This is a genomic window from Streptomyces sp. AHA2 (assembly GCF_036857595.1).
Lineage (GTDB): Bacteria > Actinomycetota > Actinomycetes > Streptomycetales > Streptomycetaceae > Streptomyces.
This window is the reverse complement of record NZ_JAUQWJ010000002.1, coordinates 427,501-453,558: the sequence shown is the minus strand read 5'-3', so window position 1 is coordinate 453,558 and position 26,058 is coordinate 427,501. Positions and strand designations below refer to the sequence as shown.

At 73.3% G+C, this 26,058-nt stretch carries 20 protein-coding genes; 8 read left to right on the top strand and 12 right to left on the bottom strand.

Translation table 11 applies throughout. The features are described 5' to 3' along the window. The first annotated feature begins 31 nt into the window (after window positions 1-31). Window positions 32-982: a phosphatase PAP2 family protein gene (locus Q5694_RS06140; RefSeq protein WP_333931013.1), complete on the top strand. Its 951-nt coding sequence runs from the start codon at window positions 32-34 to the stop codon at window positions 980-982. Between the two features lie 90 nt (window positions 983-1,072). Here Q5694_RS06140 and Q5694_RS06135 read toward each other — a convergent pair whose 3' ends face one another. Then, complete coding sequence (locus Q5694_RS06135) at window positions 1,073-4,081, bottom strand: bifunctional [glutamine synthetase] adenylyltransferase/[glutamine synthetase]-adenylyl-L-tyrosine phosphorylase (protein WP_333931012.1); 3,009 nt, start codon at window positions 4,079-4,081, stop codon at window positions 1,073-1,075. Between the two features lie 551 nt (window positions 4,082-4,632). Between Q5694_RS06135 and Q5694_RS06130 the strand changes: the two genes are divergently transcribed. Then, window positions 4,633-5,082 (top strand): VOC family protein, encoded by a 450-nt coding sequence (locus Q5694_RS06130; RefSeq protein ID WP_333931011.1) that lies wholly within the window; start codon window positions 4,633-4,635, stop codon window positions 5,080-5,082. 187 nt (window positions 5,083-5,269) lie between these two features. Here the strand turns inward: Q5694_RS06130 and Q5694_RS06125 are convergent, their stop codons facing one another. The 3 genes from Q5694_RS06125 to Q5694_RS06115 form a co-directional block, all read right to left on the bottom strand. Further along, window positions 5,270-7,024, bottom strand: coding sequence for an NAD+ synthase (locus tag Q5694_RS06125; RefSeq protein ID WP_333931010.1), 1,755 nt, complete (start codon window positions 7,022-7,024; stop codon window positions 5,270-5,272). A gap of 97 nt (window positions 7,025-7,121) precedes the next feature. After that, a complete protein-coding gene (locus Q5694_RS06120; RefSeq protein ID WP_333931009.1) occupies window positions 7,122-7,742 on the bottom strand; it encodes a DUF305 domain-containing protein in 621 nt (206 codons plus the stop codon). Beyond that, window positions 7,739-8,404, bottom strand: coding sequence for a DUF3105 domain-containing protein (locus tag Q5694_RS06115; RefSeq protein WP_333931008.1), 666 nt, complete (start codon window positions 8,402-8,404; stop codon window positions 7,739-7,741). The genes Q5694_RS06120 and Q5694_RS06115 overlap by 4 nt, the downstream gene beginning before the upstream one ends. Window positions 8,405-8,817: 413 nt before the next feature. On the opposite strand from Q5694_RS06115, the gene glnA reads away from it, so the two are divergent. Then, window positions 8,818-10,179: a type I glutamate--ammonia ligase gene (gene glnA / locus Q5694_RS06110; RefSeq protein WP_333931007.1), complete on the top strand. Its 1,362-nt coding sequence runs from the start codon at window positions 8,818-8,820 to the stop codon at window positions 10,177-10,179. 404 nt (window positions 10,180-10,583) lie between these two features. On the opposite strand, the gene Q5694_RS06105 is transcribed toward glnA, so the two are convergent. From Q5694_RS06105 to Q5694_RS06090, 4 genes are all read right to left on the bottom strand, one after another. Continuing rightward, window positions 10,584-11,801: an MFS transporter gene (locus Q5694_RS06105; RefSeq protein WP_333931006.1), complete on the bottom strand. Its 1,218-nt coding sequence runs from the start codon at window positions 11,799-11,801 to the stop codon at window positions 10,584-10,586. Window positions 11,802-11,934: 133 nt separating this feature from the next. Continuing rightward, the gene (locus Q5694_RS06100) at window positions 11,935-12,987 is read right to left on the bottom strand and encodes an endonuclease/exonuclease/phosphatase family protein (RefSeq protein ID WP_333931005.1); all 1,053 of its coding nucleotides are present in this window, start codon (window positions 12,985-12,987) and stop codon (window positions 11,935-11,937) included. 177 nt (window positions 12,988-13,164) lie between these two features. Next, window positions 13,165-13,815, bottom strand: a complete 651-nt coding sequence (locus tag Q5694_RS06095; protein WP_333931004.1) for a TetR/AcrR family transcriptional regulator — start codon at window positions 13,813-13,815, stop codon at window positions 13,165-13,167. Window positions 13,816-13,881: 66 nt separating this feature from the next. After that, complete coding sequence (locus Q5694_RS06090) at window positions 13,882-15,483, bottom strand: MFS transporter (RefSeq protein WP_333931003.1); 1,602 nt, start codon at window positions 15,481-15,483, stop codon at window positions 13,882-13,884. Between the two features lie 200 nt (window positions 15,484-15,683). On the opposite strand from Q5694_RS06090, the gene panB reads away from it, so the two are divergent. The 3 genes from panB (at window position 15,684) to Q5694_RS06075 (ending at window position 18,578) form a co-directional block, all read left to right on the top strand. Then, window positions 15,684-16,556 (top strand): 3-methyl-2-oxobutanoate hydroxymethyltransferase, encoded by an 873-nt coding sequence (gene panB, locus Q5694_RS06085; RefSeq protein WP_333931002.1) that lies wholly within the window; start codon window positions 15,684-15,686, stop codon window positions 16,554-16,556. Between the two features lie 190 nt (window positions 16,557-16,746). Continuing rightward, window positions 16,747-17,766: an ATP-binding cassette domain-containing protein gene (locus Q5694_RS06080; protein WP_333931001.1), complete on the top strand. Its 1,020-nt coding sequence runs from the start codon at window positions 16,747-16,749 to the stop codon at window positions 17,764-17,766. Further along, window positions 17,763-18,578, top strand: a complete 816-nt coding sequence (locus Q5694_RS06075) for an ABC transporter permease (RefSeq protein ID WP_333931000.1) — start codon at window positions 17,763-17,765, stop codon at window positions 18,576-18,578. The genes Q5694_RS06080 and Q5694_RS06075 overlap by 4 nt, the downstream gene beginning before the upstream one ends. Before the next feature lie 20 nt (window positions 18,579-18,598). Here the strand turns inward: Q5694_RS06075 and Q5694_RS06070 are convergent, their stop codons facing one another. Then, window positions 18,599-21,874, bottom strand: coding sequence for a BTAD domain-containing putative transcriptional regulator (locus Q5694_RS06070; RefSeq protein WP_333930999.1), 3,276 nt, complete (start codon window positions 21,872-21,874; stop codon window positions 18,599-18,601). Window positions 21,875-21,971: 97 nt separating this feature from the next. Then, window positions 21,972-22,691, bottom strand: coding sequence for a DUF6578 domain-containing protein (locus Q5694_RS06065; RefSeq protein ID WP_333930998.1), 720 nt, complete (start codon window positions 22,689-22,691; stop codon window positions 21,972-21,974). Between the two features lie 102 nt (window positions 22,692-22,793). Between Q5694_RS06065 and Q5694_RS06060 the strand changes: the two genes are divergently transcribed. Beyond that, entirely contained in the window at window positions 22,794-23,594 is an 801-nt protein-coding gene (locus tag Q5694_RS06060) for a site-2 protease family protein (protein ID WP_333930997.1), read from the top strand. A gap of 10 nt (window positions 23,595-23,604) precedes the next feature. On the opposite strand, the gene Q5694_RS06055 is transcribed toward Q5694_RS06060, so the two are convergent. Then, window positions 23,605-23,784, bottom strand: a complete 180-nt coding sequence (locus tag Q5694_RS06055; RefSeq protein ID WP_443040820.1) for a hypothetical protein — start codon at window positions 23,782-23,784, stop codon at window positions 23,605-23,607. Between the two features lie 65 nt (window positions 23,785-23,849). Continuing rightward, a complete protein-coding gene (npdG, locus tag Q5694_RS06050) occupies window positions 23,850-24,569 on the bottom strand; it encodes an NADPH-dependent F420 reductase (protein WP_333930995.1) in 720 nt (239 codons plus the stop codon). Between the two features lie 208 nt (window positions 24,570-24,777). Between npdG and Q5694_RS06045 the strand changes: the two genes are divergently transcribed. Continuing rightward, window positions 24,778-25,380 (top strand): hypothetical protein, encoded by a 603-nt coding sequence (locus tag Q5694_RS06045; protein ID WP_333930994.1) that lies wholly within the window; start codon window positions 24,778-24,780, stop codon window positions 25,378-25,380. Window positions 25,381-26,058 lie beyond the last annotated feature (678 nt).

Sequence of the window (26,058 nt, the reverse complement as noted above, 5' to 3'; positions counted from 1 at the left end):
GGGAAGTCCTTTTCTGGCAGACTTTGTGCCTATGGGTGACACGACCGTGACGCAGCCGGAGGGCAGGGAAGCGGCCCTCCCGCCCCCCGTTGCGGCCGGAACCGGGCCGGGCCCGCTGCGGCGGCTGCGCGCCCCGCACAGACCCCGGTTCTGGTTCGAAATCCTGCTGATCGCGGTGAGTTACTGGGTGTACTCCCTCGTCCGCAACGCGGTTCCCGAGCAGAAGGCGGAGGCGCTGCGCAACGCCGACTGGATCTGGCGGGCCGAGCACCGGCTGGGCATCGCCGTCGAGGAGTCGGTCAACCACGCGGTCAACTCGGTGACTTGGCTCATCATCGGGATGAACTACTACTACGCCACGCTGCACTTCGTGGTCACGCTGGGTGTGCTGGTGTGGCTCTACCGCAGCCATCCCGGCCGTTACGCGGCGACCCGCCTGGTGCTGTTCGCGACCACCGCCGTCGCCCTGGTCGGCTACTACCTGTATCCGCTCGCGCCCCCGCGGCTGATGAACGGCGGGGAGTTCATCGACACGGTCATGGTCCACCAGACGTGGGGCTCGATGGCGTCCGGCGACCTGAAGCACATGTCCAACCAGTACGCGGCGATGCCGTCGATGCACATCGGCTGGTCCCTGTGGTGCGGGCTGACGATCTTCGCCCTGGCGAGCGTGCCGTGGGTGCGGGCGCTGGGCCTGCTCTACCCGGCGCTGACGCTGGTGGTCATCGTCGCCACGGCCAACCACTTCTGGCTGGACGCGGTGGGCGGGCTGCTGTGCCTGGCGTTCGGCTTCGCGGTGGCCCGCCTGTGGTACGGCGGGCAGCCGTACGCGCTGCCGCGGACGGTCGAGCGCCCACGGGCGGACGTCCCGCCGACGGGTGCGTCGCGGGCGGGGGTGTCGCGGATCGGTGCGGCACGGTCGGACGTGTCACGGACGGGTGCGGGTGCGTCACCGGCGGACAGCCCGCGCGGGAGAGGCTGAGCGCTCCCGGGCACGGCGGGTGACGTCCGGTCGCCCGGTGTCCCGCCCCTCGGCCCCGTCGCCACCGCGTTGCGTGCCCGTCCTCGCGTCCTACCGCTCCGCCGCCCCGTAGAACAGCTCCTCCACGACGCCGCGCGCCCTGCGGGCCGTGCGCCGGTAGGCGTCGAGCATGTCGCCCACGTGACCGGGCCCGTACCCCAAGTAGCGCCCCACCGCGGCCAGTTCCCGCGGGTCCGAGGGGAAGGTGTCGCCGGCCCGGCCGCGGACCAGCATCACCGCGTTGCGCACGCGGGTGGCGAGCACCCAGGCCTCGTCGAGAATCTCCGCGTCCTCCTCGCCGATCAGGCCGGCCGTGCGGGCGGCGGCCAGGGCCTGCCGCGTCCGGGTCGTGCGCAGTCCCGGTTCCTCCGCGCCGTGCCGCAGTTGCATCAGCTGCACGGTCCACTCGACGTCGGACAGGCCGCCCGGGCCGAGCTTCGCGTGCAGCTTGGGGTCGGCGCCGCGCGGCAGCCGCTCGGACTCCATCCGGGCCTTCAGCCGCCGGATCTCCCGGACGGCCTCCTCGCCCAGTCCGCCCGCCGGGTAGCGCAGCGGGTCGACCAGCTCGATGAAGCGGCGGCCCAGCTCCTCGTCGCCGGCGACCGGTTCGGCCCGCAGCAGCGCGTGCGACTCCCAGGTCAGCGACCACCGGCGGTAGTACGCCGCGTAGGACTTCAGGGTGCGCACCAGGGGGCCGGACTTGCCCTCGGGACGCAGGTCGGCGTCGATGAGCAGGGGCGGGTCGGCGCTGGGGATCTGCAGCAGGCGACGCATCTCGGAGACGACCTTGTTGGCCGCCTGGGAGGCCTCCCGTTCGTCGGCGCCCTCGGGGGGCTCGTGCACGAACAGCACGTCCGCGTCGGAGCCGTAGCCCAGTTCGTGACCGCCGAAGCGGCCCATGCCGATGACCGCGAACCGGGTGGGCAGGCTGTCGCCCCAGTGCTCGCGGACCACGGCCCGCAGGGTGCCCGCGAGGGTGGCGGCGGTCAGGTCGGACACCGCTGCCCCGACGAGGTCCACCAGGGCGCCCTGGTCGGCCTCGGCGGGCTGCTCCTCGGTGCCGTAGGAGCCGACGATGTCGGCGGCGGCCGTGCGGAACAGCTCGCGGCGGCGCACCCCGCGGGCGGCCGTGACCGCCTGGACGGCGCCGTCGGCCCGCCGCACCGCGGCGAGTATCTCCTGCTCCAGGTGGTTGCGGGAACGCGGCTGGAGTCCGCCGCCGTCCCCGTCGCCGAGCAGCGCCACCGCCTCGGGGGCGCGCATCAGCAGGTCGGGCGCGAGCCGCCCGGCGGACAGCACGCGGGCGAGGTTCTGCGCGGCTGCGCCCTCGTCCCGCAGCAGCCGCAGGTACCAGGGGGTCTTGCCGAGGGCGTCGGAGACCTTGCGGAAGTTCAGCAGGCCCGCGTCCGGGTCGGCGGAGTCGGCGAACCAGCCGAGCAGCACGGGCAGCAGGGTGCGCTGGATGGCGGCCTTGCGGCTGACGCCGGAGGCGAGGGCCTCCAGGTGGCGCAGCGCGGCGGCCGGGTCGGCGTAGCCGAGGGCGACCATGCGCTCGCGGGCCGCCTCGGTGCTCAGCCGGGCCTCGCCGGTGGCGAGCTGGGCCACGGCGTCCAGCAGCGGCCGGTAGAACAGCTTCTCGTGCAGCCGCCGTACGACCGTGGCGTGCCGGCGCCACTCGCGGAGCAGGTCGGCGACCGGGTCGGTGCGCAGGCCGAGGGAGCGGCCGATGCGGCGCAGCTCGGCCTCGTCCTCGGGCACCAGGTGGGTGCGCCGCAGCCGGAACAGCTGGATGCGGTGCTCCATGAGGCGCAGGAAGCGGTAGGCCTCGTCGAGCTGGGCGGCGTCGGCCCGGCCCACGTAGCCGCCGGCGGCGAGGGCCTGGAGGGCGTCGAGGGTGGTGCCGCTGCGCAGGGAGGTGTCGGCCCTGCCGTGCACCAGCTGGAGCAGTTGCACGGCGAACTCGACGTCCCTGAGGCCGCCCGGGCCGAGCTTGAGCTGGCGGTCGACCTCGGCGGCGGGGATGTTCTCCACGACCCGGCGGCGCATCTTCTGCACGTCGGCGACGAAGTTCTCCCGCTCGGCGGCCTTCCACACCAGCGGCTGCACGGCGGCCACGTACTGCGCGCCGAGGTCGAGGTCGCCGGCCACCGGACGGGCCTTGAGCAGGGCCTGGAACTCCCAGGTCTTGGCCCAGCGCTGGTAGTAGGCGAGGTGGCTGGCCAGGGTCCGCACCAGCGGGCCGTTGCGGCCCTCGGGGCGCAGGTTGGCGTCGACGGGCCAGATGGAGCCCTCGACCGTGGTCTCCGAGCAGATCCGCATCATGTGCGAGGCGAGCCGGGTCGCGGCCCGCACGGCCTCGGTCTCGTCGGCTCCCTCGGCGGCCTCCCCCACGAAGATGACGTCCACGTCGGAGACGTAGTTCAGCTCGTGGCCGCCGCACTTGCCCATGGCGATCACGGCGAGCCGGCACCGGGCGTCGTCCTCGGGCGCGGCGGCCCGCGCGAGGCCGAGCGCGGCGCGCAGGGTGGCGGTGGCGAGGTCGGCCAGCTCCGCGGCGGCCTCGGCGACGCCGGTCGTGCCGCACACGTCCCGGGCGGCGATGGACAGCAGGCAGCGCCGGTAGGCCACGCGCAGGGAGACGGGGTCGGTCGCCTCGGCGAGGCCCGCTTCGAACTCCTCGACTCCGGGGTGGAGGTCCCGTGACTCGTACGTCACGAGGGCCTGCCAGTCGCCCGGGTGGCGGACGAGGTGGTCGGCGAGGGCGGTGGAGGCGCCGAGGACGCCGAGGAGCCGGTCCCGCAGCGGCTTGGCCGCGATCAGCGTGTCGAGCAGTTCCCGCCGGGCGCCGGGGTCCGGCTGGGCCTCCAGCAGCCGGACCAGCCCGAGCAGGGCGAGGTCGGGGTCGGCCGTGCCGCCCAGCGCGGCCAGCAGCACGGGGTCGTCGCGCAGGGGGGCGAGCTCGGGGCTGTCCAGCAGGCGCTCGGCGGCGGAGGCGTCGGTGAAACCGTGCCGCAGCAGCCGTGTGAAGGTACTGCTCCTGCGCCCCGGCACCGCCGTCATCCGGGCCTCCCTCGCACTGTTCCTCGGACGTCCATCGGATCAAGGTCGTACGGCTTTGAGCGTAACCGCACGGACCGGGTCGGGCGCCGGTGAGTTCGGCAGGCGGACGGCGACGCACCGGCGGACGCCCCGGCGAGCGAACGCTGCCCGCCCCGGCGGGTCACCCGGGTGGGCGGGGACGCGCCGACGGGTCCGGGAAGCGGACGCTCCCGCCCGGCGGATACCCGGCAGACAAGCGGGCACGGCAGGTCCCGCGAGCGGACGGCGACGCACCGGCGGGGCCCGTGAGCGGAAGGCGCCCACCGGGGCCTTCTGAGCAGGGTCACGGCCGGCCGCGAGCAGAGTCGGTCGAGCCCCCGTCGTCCCCGCTCCCCCGGGCCGGCGGGGGCGTTCCGGTGCGTCCCCGGCCGCCCGGGGGGGCGTTCTCCCGCTTGTCGGCCGGTGGGACGGGCCGCTTCGATTCGGTGGCGCCGCGCGTGGTTTTCGGCTTCGGTGAGGAGAAGCCGTTCCGCCGGACGGGGCGGCCGGACGCCGGACGAAGGAGTCTCGCCGTGGACCTCACCCTCGAAGTCATCCCCCTGCCCGTGACCGACATCGACCGCGCCCGGGACTTCTACCGGGACAAGGTCGGCTTCCACGTGGACATCGACCAGGAGGTCATGCCCGGGATGCGCATCGTCCAGCTGACCCCGCCGGGATCCGGCTGCTCGATCGCCCTGGGCGAGTCGATCTGGCGGATGACCCCGGGCCCCACCCCGGCCCCGGGCAGCTACCAGGGCCTGCAGCTGTGCGTGGCCGACATCGAGGCGGCGCACGCGGAGCTGGTCGCGCGCGGCCTGGAGGTCTCCGAGCCGGTGCGGTACGCCCCGGACGACGGCGCCACGTTCATGCGCTTCCAGGACCCGGACGGCAACGGGTGGGCGGTGCAGGAGTACCGCAGGAGGGCCACGGAACCGCTGCACGAGCTGCTGGCGAAGGCCAAGCGGCAGCAGACGGGCTGAGACCGGAGCGGAGGCCGCCTCGTGGTGGGCGGTGCGGCGGGCGCACACCGGCACCGCGGAGGACGCTCCCGCGGGAAACGGCCCTGCGGGAGACGGCCCCGGGGCGTGCGGCGCGGAGGCGTGCGGCGCGGAGGCGTGCGGCGCGAAGGCGTGCGGCGCGGGGGTGCGGGCCCCCGCGCCGGAGCCGTCAGAGCGACTCGCGCCACCCGTTGGTGATGGGCAGCCGCCGGTCCTTGCCGAAGCCCTTGGGGGAGATCTTCGTGCCCGGCGGGTACTGCCGGCGCTTGTACTCGGCCGTGTCGACCATGCGCAGCGTCTTCGCGACCAGCTCCGCGTCGAAGCCGGCCGCGACGATCTCGTCGGCGCCCCGGTCGCGGTCGACGTACAGCTCCAGGATCGCGTCCAGCACCGGGTAGTCGGGCAGCGAGTCGGTGTCGACCTGACCCGGGCGCAGCTCCGCGCTCGGCGGCTTGCTGATCGAGTTCTCCGGGATGGGCGGGGTCTGGCCGCGCTCCCGGGCGGCCCGGTTGCGCCACTCGGCCAGCCGGAACACCGACGTCTTGTAGACGTCCTTGATGGGGCCGTAGGCGCCGACGGAGTCGCCGTAGAGCGTGGAGTAGCCGACCGCCAGCTCCGACTTGTTGCCGGGGGCCAGGACGATGTGGCCCTCCTGGTTGGACAGGGCCATGAGCAGCGTGCCGCGCAGCCGGGACTGGAGGTTCTCCTCCGCCAGCCCGGTGAGGTGCACGGAGCCCATGTACGCGTCGAACATCGGCTCGATGGCGACCGTGCGGTAGTTCAGGCCCGTGCGGCGGGCGAGTTCAGCCGCGTCGTCCTTGGAGTGGTCCGAGGAGTACTTCGACGGCATGGACACGCCGTACACGTTCTGCGCGCCCAGCGCGTCGCAGGCGATCGCCGCGACCAGTGCGGAGTCGATGCCGCCGGACAGGCCGACGAGGACCGACTCGAAGCCGTTCTTCGTCACGTACGCGCGCAGGCCCACGACGAGGGCCGAGTAGACCTCCTCGTCGTCGTCGAGGCGGTCCGCGTAGCCGCCGGTGCGCTCCGGCTCGTACGGGGGCAGCGGGTCCTCGGAGAGGACGACCCGGTCGATGCGCAGGCCGTCGTCCACCACGCCCGTCGGGGCGTCGGGGGACGCGGCGGGCAGGTCGAGGTCGACGACCACGCAGCACTCGGAGAACTGCGGCGCCCGCGCGACGACGGAGCCGTCCTTGTCGACGACGATCGAGTCGCCGTCGAAGACCAGGTCGTCCTGGCCGCCCATCATGGCGAGGTACGCGGTCGTGCAGCCGGCCTCCTGGGCGCGCTTGCGCACCAGCTCCAGGCGCGTGTCGTCCTTGTTGCGCTCGTAGGGGGAGGCGTTGACGGACAGCAGCAGCCCCGCGTGCGCGGACCGGGCGGCGGGGACGCGCCCGCCGTCCTGCCAGAGGTCCTCGCAGATGGCCAGGGCCACGTCCACGCCGTGGACGCGCAGGACGGGCATGCTGTCGCCGGGCACGAAGTAGCGGAACTCGTCGAAGACGCCGTAGTTCGGCAGGTGGTGCTTGGCGAAGTGCAGGACCACCTCGCCGCGGTACAGCACCGCTGCGGCGTTCTGGGGCGCGCCGGCCGGCTGGCCGTACTTCGGCTGGGCGGTCTCACTGCGGTCGAGGTAGCCGACGACCACCGGCAGCTCCCCGAGGCCCTCGTCGGCCAGCCGGGCGGCGAGGGCGCGCAGCGCCGACCGGGAGGCCTCCACGAAGGACGACCTCAGGGCGAGGTCCTCGACGGGATACCCGGTCAGCACCATCTCCGGGAACGCCGCGAGGTGCGCTCCCTGCTCGGCGGAGTGCCGGGTCCAGCGGACGACCGACTCGGTGTTGCCGGCGAGGTCGCCGACGCGGGCGTCGATCTGGTTCAGGGCGAGACGTAGTTGAGGCACGCGACCAGTGTAATCGTCAGAGCGACGCAATAGGGTGGCGCGGGTCACCTCCGCACCGCCCCCGTTTCCCGCCTCGCCCGTCCGGGCCTCCCTCTCCCTAGGAAGGGGGCGTGGCGCCGCGCTCCTCGAGCAGGTCCGCCATGAGGGCGATCTCGGACTGCTGGGCGTCCACCATGCCCTGGGCGAGCCGCTTCTCCACGCCGACCGTGCACGCGCGCACGCAGCCCTCGGCCATGTGGACGCCGCCGCGGTGATGGTCCGTCATCAGCCGGAGGTAGTGGATCTCGGCCTGCCTGCCGCTGAGCTTCCCGAGCGTGTCCATCTCGGCGTTCGTCGCCATCCCGGGCATCAGCGCGCCGTCCTTGCCGGACGCCGTGCCGCCCATGTCCATCCAGGTCATGGGCGGTTCGGAGGTGACCTTCGGCAGGCCCCACAGGTCGAGCCAGCCGAGCATCATGCCGCGCTGGTTGGCCTGCGTCTGCGCGATGTCGTAGGCCAGGCGCCGCACCTCCTCGTCCTTCGTGCGGTCGCGCACGATGTACGACATCTCCACGGCCTGCTGGTGGTGCACCGCCATGTCCCGGGCGAACCCGGCGTCCGCGCTCTCCACGGAGGGGACGGTGGTGCCGCCGTCGTCACCGGCGACGGCGTAGCTGATCGCGCCGGCCGCGACGAGCGCCGTCGCCGCGGCGGCGGCGACCAGGGGGACGTGCCTCACTGCGACAGCCCGTTGGTGCAGGCGGCACCCGGCTCGGGGGTCTGCTCGCCCTGGACGAACTTCTCGAAGAACGTGTCGACGTTCGGGTCGTCGGCGCCCGTCACCGTGCGCTGGTGCCCCCACGCCGAGAGCATGATCGGGTCCTTCTGGCCGTCCATGGGGCTCATCAGCGTGTAGGGCGTCTTCTTCACCTTCGCCGCGAGCGCGTCGACGTCGGCCTTCTTCGCGTCGGCGTTGTACGTCACCCACACCGCGCCGTGCTCCAGGGAGTGGACGGCGTTGGTGTTGTTCAGTTCCTTGGTGTAGACGTCGCCGTTGCAGTTCATCCAGGCCTGGTTGTGGTCACCGCCGACGGGCGGCTCGGAGGCGTACTTCACGGCCTTGGTGACGTGGTTGCGCGACAGCTTCCCCTGCCAGGTCCTCACCCCGTCCTCACCGGTGACGAACGTGCCCTTGCCCGAGGAGTCGTCGGCCGCGGTGGTGCTGCCGCCGTCGTCCTGGGAGCGCACGAGCACCACGCCGCCGGCGACGAGGCCGCCGACGACCACCACACCGGCCACGGCGGCGAGGATCCGGTTGCGGCGCTCGCGTGCCCGCTCCGCGCGCCGCATCTCCTCTATGCGCGCCTGGCGTCCGGTGCTGCTCTTCTTGGCGGATCCCATGGGGTGTCCTTCGGGAAAAGTGACGGTCGGGTGGGCTGATCGTAAGGGGGAGGAAGGGGCGTCCCGTAGGGCGGTGGCCGGAATGGGCCGAATCGATACGGCACCGACAGCGGACCGACAGCCCGGGCCCTCCTGACGGCCCGGTCGGGCGATGCGAACCGGGGCAGCTGCATGGGCAAGTCGTCCGGTCGGCGCGGGAGGCGGACCGGCGGTTACGGACGCCGGGACGAGCAGGCACTATGGGCTCGAGAGCACTCCACCCGGCGTACGCGGGTCGTCCGGTCCCCGCCGGTCGGGCGATCATGGTCCGCAACGCGTACGAAATGGTCGTGTGGTGGGATGCTCAGGTGCCCGACCGCCTCCCGTGGTACGGAAGACAGGCGGCCTGACCAGCAAGGATGGGGAAGCGGAAGATGGACAAGCAGCAGGAGTTCGTGCTCCGGACACTGGAGGAGCGCGACATCCGGTTCGTACGCCTGTGGTTCACGGACGTGCTGGGCTTCCTCAAGTCCGTCGCCGTGGCCCCGGCCGAGCTGGAGCAGGCCTTCGACGAGGGCATCGGCTTCGACGGCTCCGCGATCGAGGGCTTCGCCCGGGTCTACGAGTCCGACATGATCGCCAAGCCGGACCCGTCGACGTTCCAGATCCTGCCCTGGCGCGCGGAGGCTCCGGGCACGGCCCGCATGTTCTGCGACATCCTGATGCCGGACGGCTCCCCCTCCTTCGCCGACCCCCGGTACGTCCTCAAGCGCGCCCTGGCCCGCGCCTCCGACCTGGGGTTCACCTTCTACACCCACCCGGAGATCGAGTTCTTCCTGCTGAAGGACCGCCCGCTGGACGGCTCCCGCCCCACCCCGGCCGACAACTCCGGCTACTTCGACCACACCCCGACCAACGTCGGCATGGACTTCCGCCGCCAGGCGATCACCATGCTGGAGTCGATGGGCATCTCCGTGGAGTTCTCCCACCACGAGGGCGCCCCGGGCCAGCAGGAGATCGACCTGCGGTACGCGGACGCGCTGTCCACGGCCGACAACGTCATGACGTTCCGTCTGGTCATGAAGCAGGTCGCGCTGGAGCAAGGCGTGCAGGCCACGTTCATGCCCAAGCCGTTCTCGGAGCACCCCGGCTCCGGCATGCACACCCACCTGTCCCTCTTCGAGGGCGACCGCAACGCCTTCTACGAGTCGGGCTCGGAGTACCAGCTGTCCAAGGTGGGCCGCTCCTTCATCGCGGGCCTGCTGCGGCACGCGGCGGAGATCTCCGCGGTCACCAACCAGTGGGTCAACTCCTACAAGCGCATCTGGGGCGGCGCGGAGCGCACGGCGGGTGCGGGCGGCGAGGCGCCGTCCTACATCTGCTGGGGCCACAACAACCGCTCGGCGCTGGTCCGGGTCCCGATGTACAAGCCCGGCAAGACGGGTTCGGCGCGCGTGGAGGTCCGCTCCCTCGACTCCGGCGCGAACCCGTACCTGGCCTACGCGGTGCTGCTGGCCGCGGGTCTGAAGGGCATCGAGGAGGGCTACGAACTGCCGCCGGGCGCGGAGGACGACGTCTGGGCGCTGTCCGACGCGGAGCGCCGCGCGATGGGCATCGAGCCGCTTCCCCAGAACCTGGGCGAGGCCCTGACCCTGATGGAACGCAGCGACCTCGTCGCCGAGACCCTGGGCGAGCACGTCTTCGACTTCTTCCTGCGCAACAAGAAGAGCGAGTGGGAGGAGTACCGCAGCGAGGTCACGGCGTTCGAGCTGCGGAAGAGCCTGCCGGTGCTGTGAGGACCGAAGGGGGCTCTCGGTCGGGGTGCAGCGCATCACCGACGCCCCGGCCTGTCCCGAGTGCCGGCGGCCCGTGAAGTCGGGCGGCCTCGTCCTCTCCCGGCGGGAGGACGACGGCCGGCGGGTCCGCCGGACGTCATGGAGGTGCACCGGTGGGCACGTCCGGTGGCGTTGGGCCGACCGGCCGCACGAGCCTTCGGAGCCCCCCCCCCCCGGGGACCTGCTCCGCTGACGTCCGGATCCGTCCGATACGGCCCGTCTCGACGCCGGTGCACGCGCCCCGCCTCACACCTCCGAGCGAGGCGGTACTGCTGTGAACTGATCGGGTGTGAGCCGGCGCACCGCACGGCGGCCCGCGGGAGACACCTCCCGCGGGCCGCCGTGCTGCGCTCGTGCCGCGGGTGTCAGAGGTGGAGGGTCTGCGTCTCCTGCGGGACGTGGCTCGCCACCACCCGTTCGCGGCCGGTGACCGGCGCCCGGCGGCGGTCCACCGTCGCCGCCAGCGCCGCCACTCCCAGGCCGAGGACGGCCAGGGCCGCGCCCGCCAGGGCCGGGGACGTGACGCCGAAGCCCGCGGCCAGGGCGAGGCCGCCGATCCAGGCACCGCCGGCGTTGGCCAGGTTGAAGGCCGCCTGGTTGGCCGAGGAGGCCAGGGACGGGGCCGAGGACGCCTTCTCCATGACCATCAGCTGCAGTGGCGATCCGGTGGCGAACGCCGCCATGCCCAGGAGCGTCACCGCCACGGCGGCCGTGACCTCCGTGCGCATGAGCAGCGGGAACAGCGCCAGGACCGCCACCAGGGAGGCCAGCCCGCCGAACAGCGTGCCGCGCAGCGAGTGGTCGGCCAGGCGGCCGCCGAGCAGGTTGCCGGCGGTGGCGCCGACGCCGAACAGCGCCAGCAGCAGGGTGACGCTGGCACCGGCGTACCCGGCGGCGTCCGTGAGCATCGGCGTGATGTAGCTGTAGGCCGCGAAGAGGGCGCCGAAGCCCGCGACCGTGGTGCCGAGCGACAGCCAGACCGGCAGGGAGCGCAGGGCGGCGAGTTCGCCGCGCAGGCCCTTCGCGGTGGCGTGCTCGTGGTCGTGCGGGACGAGGAACGCGAGCGCGGCGATCGCCGCCAGGCCGATGGCGCTGACGCCGAGGAACGTCGCGCGCCAGCCGAGGTGCTGGCCCATGAGGGTCGCGGCCGGCACGCCCACGACGTTCGCGACCGTCAGGCCGAGGAACATCAGGGACACCGAGCGGGCCCTGCGTTCGGGGGCGACCATGTTCGTGGCCACGACGGCTCCCACACCGAAGAAGGCGCCGTGCGGCAGTCCGCTCAGGAAGCGGGCGGCCAGCAGCCAGCCGTTGCCGGGGGCGAGCGCCGACAGGGCGTTGCCCGCGACGAACAGGCCCATCAGGCCGATCAGGACCGTGCGGCGGGACATCCTCGCGGTGACGGCGGCCAGCAGCGGGGCGCCGACGACGACGCCCAGCGCGTACGCCGACACCAGGTGGCCGGCGCCGGGGATCGAGATGTTCAGGTCGTCCGCGACATCGGGCAGCAGCCCCATCATCACGAACTCGGTGGTGCCGATGCCGAAGGCACCCACGGCGAGGGCGAGCAGGGCCAGGGGCATGAAGAACCTTTCGAGACGTGCTGTGGATCCGTACGCTTATGTTCAAGTACGGAACAAAGTCTCGCAGGTGCAGCATTCCAGCAGATGAAGCCCCGGTGGCCCTTTCGTGTCGACGCGGCCCTGACCTGCGGGTTCAGGACCCTTCTGTGGCGACCTTCACACGGGCCGCGACCGGCAGGTGGTCGCTCGCCGTCCGCGGCAGGGTCCAGGAGCTCCGCGGAGTCACCCCGCGGACCATGATCTGGTCGATGCGCGCCATCGGGAACGAGGCGGGCCAGCTGAAGCCGAAGCCGCTGCCGGCCGCGCCCTGCGTGGAGCGCATCTGGGACGTCACGGCGTTGAGGGCCCGGTCGTTCATGGTGCCGTTCAGATCGCCGAGCAGGACGACGTCGGGCAGCGGCTCCCGGGCGATGGCCTCACCGAGGTAGTCGGCGCTGCGGTCGCGCTGACGGGCCGTGAAGCCTGCTTCCATCTTCACGCGTACGGACGGCAGATGGGCGACGTAGACGGCGACCTGTCCGGCCGGCGCGGTCACCGTGGCGCGCATCGCCCGGGTCCAGCCCATGTCGAGGTCTACGGCCCGCACTCCGCTCAGCGGGTACTTGCTCCACACCCCGACCGTGCCCTGCACCGAGTGGTAGCGGTACGTCGGCGCCAGCGCCTTCTCGTACACCGGGACCGCGGCCGGGGTCAGTTCCTCCAGGGCGAGGACGTCCGCGCCGGAGGCGGCCACGTCACGGGCCGTGCCCTCCGGATCGGGGTTCTCGGCGTTGACGTTGTGCGTGACGACGGTCAGGTCGCCGCCGGTGGCCGCCTTGTCGCTGAGCTGGCCGCCGAAGAGGTTCAGCCAGGCCACGGCGGGCAGCACGACGGCGATCAGCGCGGTCGCGGACTTCCGCACCACGGCGAGCAGCAGCAGCACCGGGATGCACAGGCCCAGCCAGGGCAGGAAGGTCTCGGTGAGGCTGCCCAGGTTGCCGATGCTGTTGGGAATCTGCGCGTGCAGCACCATGACCACGGCGAGCAGCACCGCGCACCCGGCCACGACCAGCCCGCGCCGCCAGATGCGCGGATCGCCCCGCCAGCCCCGCGCCAGCCGTCCGAACAGGCGCCGAAGCCGGGTTCCCCGGTGCTCGGGCCCCGAGCCGCCGTTGTCCGTCTCCGTCATGTACGCCTGCTGCGCCATACCGTCGCCTCACTGCCTGCCGTGCACACCATCGCCCCCGTGCCTCACGACCCTAGGGGATGATCCGTTCCGTTCCCGCCGTCCGCCGGCGGCCGTACGGGGGCGAGGACGTCCGAGTTCCTCCGGGGAGTTCCGATCACACCCGCCGAACGTGTGCTCTGTGACGAAACGCGCACATTACGGCCGTCCGGGGGCGGCCTCGCCGGGCGGCGGGCCGGCGGGACGCAGCCCCTCCAGCAGGGTGTCGACGACTCGTTCGGCGAGGTCCTCGGGCAGGTCGGCGTCCTGGCTCAGGACGGAGCGGACCAGGACCGGGCCGACGAACAGGTCGTTGAGCAGCTCCGGGTCGACGTCGGTGCGCAGTTCGCCGTTCTCCTGCCCGCGGCGCAGCACCTCCAGGCCGAGCCGGCGGCGCGGGGCGACGACCGTGGCGTGGTACGCCGCCCAGAGCTTGGGGCTGCTCTTCATCTGGGCCTGCACGCTGTGCAGGATCGCCGAGGAGCGCTGGGCCAGGCCGCGCCGGCGCACCTGCTCCAGCAGCACCACGAGGTCGTCGCGCACGGAGGTGCCGGGCAGGTCCGGGTCGGGGAGTTCGGCGCCGCGCACGATGTCGACGAAGAGCTCCTCCTTGCCGCTCCAGCGGCGGTAGATGGTGGCCTTGCCGACGCCGGCGGTCCGGGCGATGCGCTCGATGGACAGCTCCGCGAGGGGGACGCCCTCCTCCAGCAGTCCCATCACGGCCTCGATGATGGCGCGTTCGGCGGCCTCGCTCCGGGGACGGCCCCTGGCGGGTCCGTCGTGAGGGGTCTGCCGTTCGGCGAGGCTCACGTCGCTGCGTCCTTTCCTGGCACCGGGGAGACGGCTCCGTGCCGCGGGAGGCATTGTCCCGCAGGGTCAGGACCCGGTGTGCGTCAACTCCTCGTCCCGGCCGGACCGCTGGGGCTCCCGCCGCCCGCCGGGCAGGAACAGCGCCACGACGACCGCGCCGAGCACCACCATGCCCGCGCCCCACAGGGCCGTGACGTGCATGGCGTGCAGGAACGCGTCGTGGGCCGGGGCGACCAGGGCCCTCCCCTCGGGACCGAGCTTCGCGGCGACGCCGAGGGTGGCCTCGATGGACTCCCCCGCGGTGTGGCGCAGGCCCGGCGGCAACCGGCCCAGGTCTGACTCGATGCCGTTGCGGTACGCCGTGGAGAGCACCGAGCCGAGGACGGCGACGCCGAGGGCGCCGCCGACCTGCCGGAAGGTGTTGCTGAGCGCGGAGGCGGAACCGGCCTTCGCGCGAGGCAGGGCCTGCATGACGACGACGCTGACCGGCGTCATGATGTGAGCCATGCCGGCGCCCATGAGGAAGAAGATCACTTCCAGGAGCCAGATGGGCGTGTGCGCGTCCAGGGCGGCGAAGGCGGCCAGCGTCGCGGCCAGGACGAGCATGCCGGCCGTGGTGGTGGCCCGGTTGCCCAGGCGGTCGACCACCAGCCGGGCGCGCGGCGCGAAGAACAGCTGGGCGGCGGCCAGCGGCAGCATGAGCAGACCGGTCTGCAGCGGCGAGTAGCCGCGCACGCTCTGGGTGTAGAAGACCGCGAAGAAGGTCACGCCCATCAGGGCGAAGAACACCAGCGCTATGGCGGCGATGGCGGCCGAGAAGACCTTGTTCCTGAAGTACGTGACGTCGATCGAGGGGTGGTCGCTGCGCTTCTCGAACACCACGAAGGCCACGAGCACGGCGAGACCGGCGCCGATCGTGGACAGCACGGTGGCGTCGGTGAAGTCGGCGAGCTGGCCGCCCTCGATGATGCCGTAGACCAGCAGCACCAGGCCGACGACCGACAGCACCACGCCGACGGCGTCGATGCGGCCCGGGTTCGGGTCGCGGGAGTCGGGGACGAGCCACAGCATCAGGACGAGCGCCAGCAGCACGATCGGCACGTTGACCAGGAAGACCGAGCCCCACCAGAAGTGGTCGAGCAGCAGCCCGCCGGTGATCGGGCCGATGGCGATGGCGAGCCCGACGCCGCCCGCCCAGATGCCGATGGCCTTGGGCTGCTCGTCGCGCTCGAAGACGTTCATCAGCACGGCGAGGGTGGCGGGCATGACGAACGCGGCGCCCAGGCCCATCACGGCGCGGAAGGTGACGAGCTGACCGGGTGAGCCGGAGAAGGCGGCGAGCGCCGAGCCGATGCCGAACACCGCGAGGCCGCCGAGCAGCACCTTCTTGCGGCCGAGCCGGTCGCCGAGCAGTCCGGCGGTGAACAGCAGGCCGGCGAAGACGAGGGTGTAGGCGTTGATCGCCCACTCCAGGTCGCTCTGCGTGGCGCCCAGGCCGGCGGGGGCCGGGGTGGAGATCGTCTTGATGGCGACGTTGAGGATGGAGTTGTCGAGGACGACGATCAGCAGGCTCAGCATCAGCACGCCGAGGATCGCCCAGCGGCGCCGGTGCACCGCTTCCGGTACGCGCGGGCCTGTGGGGGCGGCCTGATCGGCAGGTGTGGTCATGACTCCAGCCTAAGCCATTTTCGATACGAGACCGTCTCGTATCGGAATACTCTCACCGGGCTCTCACTGCGGATTCCGCTTGGGGGGCGGGGCGGAACTCACAGGGGCTCCTCTAGCCCAACCAGGCACGAGGTGCCACCATGGACGTGGTCCGGGGACGCCGTCAGGGCGCCTCGAGATGACGTGTTAGGAGCCGTGCCATGACGCAGCTTCCGGCTGCCCAGACCGCTCGAGCGACCGCCGACGGCGGGAAGACGCTGTACGGCGGCAAGGGAAACCGCCGCATCACCGTCCGCGACATCGCCGCCGCCAAGGAGCGCGGCGAGAAGTGGCCGATGCTCACCGCGTACGACGCGATGACCGCCTCCGTGTTCGACGAGGCCGGGATCCCGGTGATGCTCGTCGGCGACTCGGCGGGCAACTGCCACCTCGGGTACGAGACGACCGTGCCCGTCACCCTCGACGAGATGACCATGCTGTCGGCGGCGGTGGTACGGGGCACCTCGCGCGCCCTGATCGTCGGCGACCTGCCCTTCGGTTCCTACCAGGAGGGCCCGGTGCAGGCGCTGCGCTCGGCCACCCGCCTGGTGAAGGAGGCCGGCGTGCAGGCGGTGAAGCTGGAGGGCGGCGAGCGCTCGCACGAGCAGATCCGGCTGCTCGTCGAGTCCGGCATCCCGGTGATGGCCCACATCGGCCTGACCCCGCAGTCGGTCAACGCGATGGGCTACCGGGTGCAGGGGCGCGGCGAGGAGGCCGCCCAGCAGCTGCTGCGCGACGCCAAGGCCGTGCAGGACGCCGGGGCCTTCGCGGTGGTCCTGGAACTGGTCCCGGCGGAGCTCGCCGCCGAGGTGACGCGCGTGCTGCACATCCCCACGGTGGGCATCGGGGCGGGCCCCGAGACGGACGCGCAGGTCCTGGTGTGGACCGACATGCTGGGCCTGACCGGCGGGCGCGTGCCGAAGTTCGTGAAGAGGTACGCGGACCTGCGTGAGGTCATGGGGAACGCGGTCCGCGCGTTCGCCGAGGACGTCGTCGGCGGAACGTTCCCGCAGGAGGAGCACTCCGTCCACTAGCCACTGCCGCACCACCCCCGGACAGCCCGTCGATCGTCCCCCGTCGACGGGCTGTCCCCTTTCCCGCCACGGCCCGGGCGGGTGGTCCCGACGGCGCCGACACACCCGCTGGGAGGGGGCGCGGTGGCTGTCGGGGCGGTGTCGGCGGCTTGTCGGCGATGTGTCGGTGGGCTCTGACACCGTCTGTGCCATGACGCGCATCGACGAACGAACCAGCGGCGCCGCTGTCACCGTGCGGGGGCTGGTCAAGCACTACGGGGAGACCAAGGCCCTGGACGGGGTCGACCTGGACGTGCGGGAGGGCACCGTGATGGGGGTGCTCGGACCGAACGGGGCCGGGAAGACGACCCTGGTACGCATCCTGTCCACCCTGCTCGCCCCCGACGCGGGCCGGGCCACCGTGGCCGGCTACGACGCCGTACGGCAGCCCCGGCAGCTGCGGCGGGTGATCGGCCTGACGGGGCAGTACGCCTCCGTGGACGAGAAGCTGTCCGGCTGGGAGAACCTGTACATGATCGGGCGGCTGCTCGACCTGTCCCGCAAGGAGGCGCGCACCCGGGCCGACGAGCTGCTGGAGCGCTTCTCGCTCACCGAGGCGGCCAAGCGGCACGCGGGCACCTACTCCGGCGGCATGCGGAGGCGGCTGGACCTGGCCGCGTCGATGATCGGCCGGCCGTCCGTGCTCTTCCTGGACGAGCCCACCACCGGGCTCGACCCGCGCACCCGCAACGAGGTGTGGGACGAGGTCAAGCGCATGGTCGGCGACGGGGTCACCGTGCTGCTCACCACCCAGTACATGGAGGAGGCCGAGCAGCTCGCCTCGGAGCTGACCGTCGTCGACCGCGGCCAGGTCATCGCGGGCGGGGCCATCGAGGAACTGAAGGCGAAGGTCGGGGGCCGCGCCCTGCGGATCCGCCCGGCCGACGCGGCGCACCTGCGGCCGCTCGCCGCCGCGCTCGACGACCTGGGCATCACCGGCCTCGCCACCACCACGGTGGACGCCGACCGCGGTGACGTCCTGGTGCCGATCCTCAGCGACGAGCAGCTGACCGCGGTGGTCGGCGCGGTCACCGCGCGCGGCATCACCCTGGCCTCCATCACCACCGAACTGCCCAGCCTGGACGAGGTGTTCCTGTCCCTCACCGGCCACCGTGCCAGTGCCCCGCAGGACGCCGTGCCCGCCGAAGACCTTCAGGAGGCCGCCGTATGAGCGCCGTCGCCCTCGACGACACCGTGACCGACGCCCGTATCCCGCTGCGCGGCCACCTGCGCCACACCGGCGCCCTGATCCGGCGCAACCTGCTGTGGATCCGCAAGGACCCGGAGTCGATGGCCGACGCGCTGCTGATGCCGGTCATCTTCACCCTGCTGTTCGTGTTCGTGTTCGGCGGCTCGATCGGGCAGGCCCTGGGCGGGGGGCAGGAGCGGTACGTGCAGTACGTGATCCCCGGCATGATCGCGATGATGAGCATGACGCTGTCCCAGGGCGTCGGCACGGGCTTCAGCCAGGACTTCAACTCCGGTGTCATGGACCGCTTCCGGTCCATGCCGATCGGGCGCGGTTCGGTGCTGTTCGCGAAGATCTCCGTGGAACTGCTGCGGATGCTGTTCGCGACCGCCGTGCTGATGATCGTCGCCGTCGTCGTCGGGTTCGACATCACCGACTGGCCGGGCCTGTTCGCGACCGTGGCCCTGTCCACGGCGTTCGCCTCGTCGATCATGTGGGTGTTCCTCACCCTGGGCGTGATGCTGAAGAACGCGCAGTCCGTGCAGGCCATGGGCTTCCTGGTGCTGTTCCCGCTGCAGTTCGGCTCGTCGATCTTCGCGCCGACCACGTCGATGCCGGGCTGGCTGCAGTCCTTCACCGACTACAACCCGCTGTCGACGCTGGCGGACGCCGCGCGCGGCCTGATGATCGGCGGGCCGGTCGCCCACGACCTGTGGGTGACGCTGGGCTGGTCGGTGGCGATCACGGCCGTGATGGCGCCCGTCGCGATCCACAAGTTCCGCACGAAGAACTGACCGGGCGCGGCCGTGTGCCGTCAGAGCAGGGCGGCGGCCTCCTCGGCGGAGAGGCCGCCGCCCTGCGCGTAGGCGGCCTCGTAGAGCGTGTCGCCGAGCACCGCCCGGGCCTGCCGTTCGGCCGCCTCGCGGGTCTCGCGCTCCTGTCGCTGGGGGAGGTGGCCGGGGGGCAGCAGGGCGTCGGCGGCGCCGAGGCAACGGGCCGCGTCCGTGGCGTGCCGACCCCCGTCGAGGGCGGACAGGGCTCTGGCGCCGGTGGTCAGGTACACCGCGCGCATATGGGGCGCGATGGCCTCGGACACCGGGTCGCCCGCCCGCTCCAGCGCCTTGCGGGTGCGGTCCAGGCAGTCCTCGTACCGGCCCTCCATGACGTCCAGCCAGGCCTCCGCGCCGAGGATGAACGCGTCGAAGACGATGAAGTGGGAGATCCTGAAGTCCTCGCGCAGCCGCCGCAGTTGCTCACGGGCCTCGGGGAAGCGGCCGGTCATGCCGAGCCGGCCGGCGAGGAAGAGCCGGGCGGCGGGCATGGCCTCGCTGTGCGAGTCCTCGTGCTGGTCGATCACCTCGCGCAGCAGCCGCTCGCCGCGTTCCGTCTTGCCGGACTCCACCAGGGCGCTGCCGAGCCGGGCGGTGAGGACGGCGGCCTGGGCGCGGGCGCCGAGCTGTTCGGCGTGGGCGATGGCCGCCTCGTAGTCGGCGGCGGCCAGCGCGTGCTCGCCCCTGCGCTCGTGGGCCTCGGCGCGGGCGGAGAGGGCCTCGGCGGTGCCCCAGGAGTCGCCGAGGCGGCGGTAGATCTCCAGTGACTCGTCGGCGTCCCGTCCGGCGTCACCGGCCCAGTCGGTGCGGTTGGCGAGGAAGTTGGCCCGCATCTGCAGACCGGAGGCCAGCTCCCACTCGAAGCCGGGGGTGGCGCGGCAGGTGCGGATGGAGGCGTCCATGATGATCCGCAGCCGGTCCATGTCGCCGGTCAGCATCACCGCGAAGAACCACAGCAGGCCGGGCAGGCGGCAGTTCTGCGGCAGGCCGGGTTCGTAGGTGGCGGCGATGGTGCGCAGTTTCTGCTGGGAGCGCGGGTTCTGCCAGGCGTCCAGTTCGGTGTCCATGCAGGCCAGGTGCGCCAGGTGGATGCCGCGCCGGGCCTCCCACAGGACCTCGCCGGTCATCGGCGGCGGGGCGTCGGTGCAGCGCTGCCAGACCGGGGCGGCGCGGCGGACGGGCTCGGTGAACGGGTCGGGCCCGAGGGCCATGACCTCGCGGCACCAGTTGCGGGCCTCGATGCGCAGGTCGCGCATCTGCCAGTACCAGACCAGGGACAGGGCCAGGCACAGGGCCTCCTGCTCGTCGCGCAGGGCGACGGCGTGCCGCAGGGCGGTGCGCAGGTTCTCGTACTCGCGCTCCAGCCGGTGGATGGCACGGCTCTGCTCCGGGCCGCGCAGCAACGGGTCGGTGAGCCGGGCGAGTTCGCGGAACCACGTCAGATGGGCGCGCTCGGCCTCGGCGCGCCGGCCGGACTCGTCCAGCCGCTCGGCCGCGTACTCGGCGACGGTCTCCAGCAGCCGGTAGCGCATCTCGCCGTCGGCCGGGGCCGCCACGACCAGGGAGCGGTCGACGAGCGAACCGAGCGCCTCCAGGGCGGCCGGTCCGCACACGGCCTCGGCGGCGGGCAGGTCACAGCCGCCCGCGAACACCGACAGCCGCCGCAGGACGTCACGTTCGTCCTCGTCGAGGAGTTCCCAGGACCAGTCGACGACGGCCCGCAGGGTCTGCTGGCGGGGCAGGACGGTCCGGCTGCCCGAGGTGAGGAGGCGAAAGCGGTCGTCGAGCCGGTCGGCGATCTGGCGGGGGGTGAGCATCCGCAGCCGGGCGGCGGCGAGTTCGATGGCCAGGGGCAGTCCGTCCAGGCGCCGGCAGATCTCCGCGCACGCCTCGGGGTCGTCCTCCACACGGAATCCGGGCCTGACCGCGGCGCCCCGCTCGGCGAGCAGCCGCAGCGCGACCGGCTCGGGAAGCGGCTCCACCGGGCGCAGCAACTCGCCCGGGACACCGAGGGGTTCACGGCTGGTGGCCAGGACGGTGAGGCCGGGGCAGCGCTGGAGCAGTTCCTCGGCGAGCCGGGCGGCCGCCCCGGCGACGTGCTCGCAGTTGTCCAGGATGAGCAGCATGCCGGGGCGTGAGCAGTGCTCGGCGAGACGTTCGACGGGGTCGTCGAGCCGGTCGGCGACGGCGGCGCGGATGCCCTCGGCGCCGGCGCCGTACAGCACGGTCTCGCGGGCGCCGACGGCGGTGAGCACGGCCTCCGGCACGGCGGCGGGGTCGTCGACCGGGGCGAGCTCCGCCAGCCACACCCCGCCGGGCATGGTGTCCCGCACGGTCTCGGCGGCCTCCTGCGACAGGCGGGTCTTCCCGGCGCCGCCGGGCCCGAGCAGCGTGACCAGGCGGGCCGCCTTGAGGTCGCGGCGGAGTGTGTCGATGTCGGCCTCGCGGCCGATGAAGGAGGTGAGGCGGGCCCGCAGGTTCCCGGCCGGCCGGCCCGGCCTCGGGGCGGCGGGCACGGGCCCCGGGCCGTCGCCCGCCCTCAGCAACTCGGCGTGCAGGGCGCGCAGTTCCGGGCCCGGGTCGGTGCCCAGGCGGTCGGCGAGCAGGCGCCGCACCTCGTCGTAGGCGTCCAGTGCCTCCGCGGTGCGGCCCGCCTCGCGCAGGGCGCGCAGCCGCAGTGCCTGGAGGGGCTCGTCCAGGGGGTGGCCGTCGCACAGGGCGGTCAGCTCGGGCAGGGACTGCTCGGCCCGGCCGAGGGCGAGGGCGGCGGTGTGGCGGGCGCGCAGCACGTCCAGTCGGCGGGCCTCGACGCGGGCCGCCTCGGCGGTGCGGTCGGGCAGGTCGGCGAGGGCGGGGTCGCGCCACAGGGCGAGGGCGTCGTCGAGGACGGCGGCGGCCTTGGCGGGGTCGTCGTCGGCCAGGGCCCGCAGCCCTTCGGCGGCCAGCCGTTCGAAGCGGTGCAGGTCGATGTCGTCGGGGGCGGCGGTGAGCCGGTAGCCGCCCTCGGCGGAGGCCACGGCGGAAGCCCCCAGGGCCCGCCGCAGCCGCCCGACGAGCGCCTGCAGCGCGCCCGGGGCGTCGGCGGGGGGTTCGGCGCCCCACACCTCGTCGACGAGCAGCCCCACGGACACGGTCCGCCCGGCCCGCAGGGCCAGCACGGTCAGCAGCGCACGCAACCGCGCCCCGCCCACCGGGACGGCCGAGCCGTCGGTGCGGAGCGCCTGGGTGGTGCCGAGGATGCGGTAGCGCACGGGGTCCATTGTCTCCGGTGGTTCGGGTGCGGGGCACGGCGGTCGACGGCGCGGCGGGCCCCACGGCCTGCCCGCGCGGGGCGCACGGCACGTCGGCGTTCCGCGGTCAGGCACGCCCGTCGCCCCGTCGCCCCCGGCCGGACCGCGGCCGGGTGCCCGCCGGGGCGGTCGTACTGAAGCCCACCAGCAGGGCGGCGAGGTCCGCGGCCGCAAGACCCCGGGTCTCCGCGCCCGGCTCGGCACCCCGGTGGGGCAGCCCGAGCGCTGCACGGACGGCGGACGACAGCGGGGAGTCCGTGTGCGGAACCTCCAGCGCCACCACCGCACCCGACTCGCCCCACCGAAAGCCCTGCCCCGCCCCGGTCCCGCCGGCGAACCACCGGGGACAGCGGTCCACGGGCCGCAACCGCCGCTTCCCCGGCACCGGCTGCCAGGTCCGGGAGCCGGGCGGGCGCTCCTCGTACGCCTGGGTCAGCACCTGGACCGCCCGCACCCGCCCGGTGACCTCCGGCCACGCCGCGCCGTGCCGCTCGACCACGAGCAGGCCCACGGACCCGATCCGGCCCCGGGATCCGGCGCGCCGGTCCCGCCCGTCGCCGTGGTCCGCTCCCAGCGCGACGACGAGGCCGGACTCCTCGCGCAGCAGCCGGACGCCCGCCTCCTCCACGCAGCCCGCGAGGGGAGTGAGCTGATCGTGCCAGCCACCGCCGTACACCGACTCCGCGTCCCGGAGCAGCAGGGGCCAGGTCACCTCGTCACCCACGGCGAAGGATGTACCGCAGCACTCCAGCTGCCAGTCCTCGTAGATCACGTGCCAGAGCCCCATGACCCCACCCTCCCCGGAACCGGGCGCCCCGCGCGAGGCGTTTTCCGCGCGTGCCCGGTAGCGTCGGGCCGTCCCACCGGGTGTTCGAGAGCAGGGAGTCCGATGACCACCGTCACCAGCCGCCACAGCGAGCGGCGGATCAGTCCCGTCTTCGTCGGGATCCTGGCCGTGACGGCGGTCACGGGATGGGCGACGTGGACCGGGTTCGCGCAGCAGCCCGGGGTCGCGGTGTTCCTGTTCGTGACGGCGGCGTGGATCGTCTCGCTGTGCCTGCACGAGTACGCGCACGCCCGCACCGCCCTGCACAGCGGCGACATCTCCGTCGGCGCCAAGGGCTATCTCACCCTGAACCCGCTGAAGTACACGCACGCGCTGCTCAGCATCGTGCTGCCGGTTCTGTTCGTGATCATGGGCGGGATCGGTCTGCCCGGCGGGGCGGTGTTCATCGAGCGCGGACGGATCCGCGGGCGCTGGAAGCACAGTCTGATCTCGGCGGCGGGCCCGCTGACCAACGTGCTGTTCGCCGTCGTGTGCACCGCCCCGTTCTGGCTGGACGCGCTGGACGGCGTGCCGAGCGACTTCCGGTTCGCGCTGGCGTTCCTCGCGCTGCTCCAGGTGACGGCCGCGCTGCTGAACTTCCTGCCGGTGCCGGGCCTGGACGGCTACGGCGTGATCGAGCCGTGGCTGTCGTACAACGTGCGGCGGCAGGTGGAGCCGTTCGCTCCGTTCGGCCTGCTGTTCGTGTTCGCGCTGCTGTGGCTGCCCGCGGTCAACGGCGTCTTCTTCGACGTGATCGACGCGATCCTGAAGTCCCTCGGGATCAGCGACTTCGAGACGTACTGCGGGCAGGGGCTGTACCGCTTCTGGCAGGGCTCGGACGAGCTCTGCTCGGCGGCGCCCTGACGGGCCCGGGTCAGCCGGTGACGGACTTCTGCTGCCGGGCGCGCTTGACGTAGTACCAGCACATGTTGGACGACAGGCCCGCCAGCAGCACCCACACGATGCCCAGCCAGCTGCCCTCCACGAAGGAGACGACGGCCGCGGTCACGGACAGAAGGCAGACGATGAGGGCGTAGAGGGCGAGGCGGGGCATGTGGGGTGGCTCCTGTCGGGGGACACTGCGGGCACTGCTGGTGCCCTCCAGTGTCCCCCATGCGGTCATACGTCCGTGACGCGGAGCCCGGCGTGGGCCTTGTAGCGGCGGTTCACGGAGATCAGGTTCGCGACCAGGGACTCCACCTGGTGGGCGTTGCGCAGCCGCCCGGCGAAGATGCCGCGCATGCCGGGGATGCGGCCGGCCAGGGCCTGCACGATCTCCACGTCCGCCCGCTCCTCGCCGAGCACCATGACGTCGGTGTCGATGCGGTCGATCTCCGGGTCCTGGAGGAGGACGGCCGACAGGTGGTGGAAGGCGGCCGTGACGCGGGAGTCGGGCAGCAGGGCGGCGGCCTGCTCGGCGGCGCTGCCCTCCTCCGGCTTCAGGGCGTAGGCGCCCTTCTTGTCGAAGCCGAGCGGATTGACGCAGTCGACGACGAGCTTGCCGGCGAGTTCCCCGCGCAGGGCCTGCAGGGTCTTGCCGTGGCCGTCCCAGGGCACGGCGACGATCACGATGTCGCTGCGGCGTGCGGTCTCGGCGTTGTCGGCGCCCTCGACGCCGTGGCCGATCTCCTCGGCCGCGGCCTGCGCACGGTCGGCGGCCCGGGAGCCGATGATCACCTTCTGCCCGGCCACGGCGAGCCGGTAGGCGAGGCCCTTGCCCTGCGGCCCGGTCCCGCCGAGCACGCCGACGACGAGTCCGGAGACGTCGGGCAGGTCCCAGGGATCCTTGGCGGGCGCCTTCTGCGTGGTTCCGGTGGCGGCACTGTCGGTAGAGGTCATGGCCCCGACTCTACGACCGCGCCGCGATGCCGACCGCCTCTGGCAGGGGCGCCTGACGGACGGCCGGGCGGCGGGTGGCACCTGTCCGCCTCCGGGCGCTCCCCCGCCCGTTCGGTGGTGGAACGGCCGTCCGGGCCGGGTGCCCGGGGCGGGCTAATCCGCAGGAAAGCGCGCCCTGTCTCCACGGCACCCGGGCAGGATCGGGGCCATGGACGCCGTACGGGTCGCGCTGCTGCGGGAAGTGCTCGCCGGGACGGAGTGGCTGGGCGCCACCCGGCGGTTCGCGGGTGCCCTGCGGGGGTCGGTGGTGGCGCACGGCGGCGGACTGCTGCTGGTCGGCACGCCGCGGTACGAGCCCTGGCACCTGGCGGCGCACCTCGTGGACGAGGCGGCCTGGTCGGGCACACCGGAACTGGCCCCGACGCTGGTGCGGCACGACGCCCGCCCCTCGGACCCCGCGCACCTCTCGGTCGGTCTGGGCCGGCTGGAGGCGGCCCGGCGCGGCGAGACCCTGCTGGTGGTGACCCCCGAGGCGCCGGCCGCCGCGCTGCTGGAGCGGGTCTTCGACGCCCGCCGCGCCGGGGCGACGATCCTGGCCCTCGGCGAGGGCGGCGGCGAGCTGCCGTCGATGTCGCACGAGGTGCTGGCGGTCCCCGACGGGGCCGAGCTGGACCTGGACACCGTGCAGCACCTGGTCAGCGCCGCTGCGGGCGAGAACGCGCTGCCGGCACCGCGCGGCCGGCGCCGGCTGCGGGACCGGGTGGCGAGGCTGGCGGAACACCTGACGGCACCGCCCCCGGCACGCTGGTGAGTCGAAGGGCGCGCCCGGGACCCGCCGGACACCCGGACACGACGCGCCGCCCCGACAACCGCCCGCGGACACGCGACGCCCGGGCAGCGCGCCCGGACACGAGGGAAACCCGGCAGGCCCCCCGGACGACGGACGCCCAGGGCGGCACCCCCGACACGACGCCCAGGGCGGCACCCCCCACACGACGCCCAGGGCGGCACCCCGGGCACGACGGGAGCCGGGGCGGTGCCCCGGAACGAGGAAAACCCGGCACGCCCCAGGACACGACGCACACTCGAGACGGCACCCCCCGACACGACCCGACACCCAAGGCGGCACCCCGGGCACGACGGGAGCCGGGGCGGTGCCCCGGAACGAGGAAAACCCGGCACGCCCCAGGACACGACGCACACTCGAGACGGCACCCCCCGACACGACCCGACGCCCAAGGCAGCACACCGGGCACGACGGAGCCGGGGCGGTGCCCCTAAACGAGGGAAACCCGGCCGCCCTCGGACACGACGCACACTCGAGACGGCACCGAGGGCACGACGGAAGTCCGGCACGCCCCGCACACGACGCGCACTCGAGACGGCGTCCCCCGACACGACCCGACGCCCAGGGCAGCACTCCGGGCACGACGGGAACCGGCGCGGTGCCCCCCGACACGACGCGACGCCCGGGGCGGCGCGGGCCGCG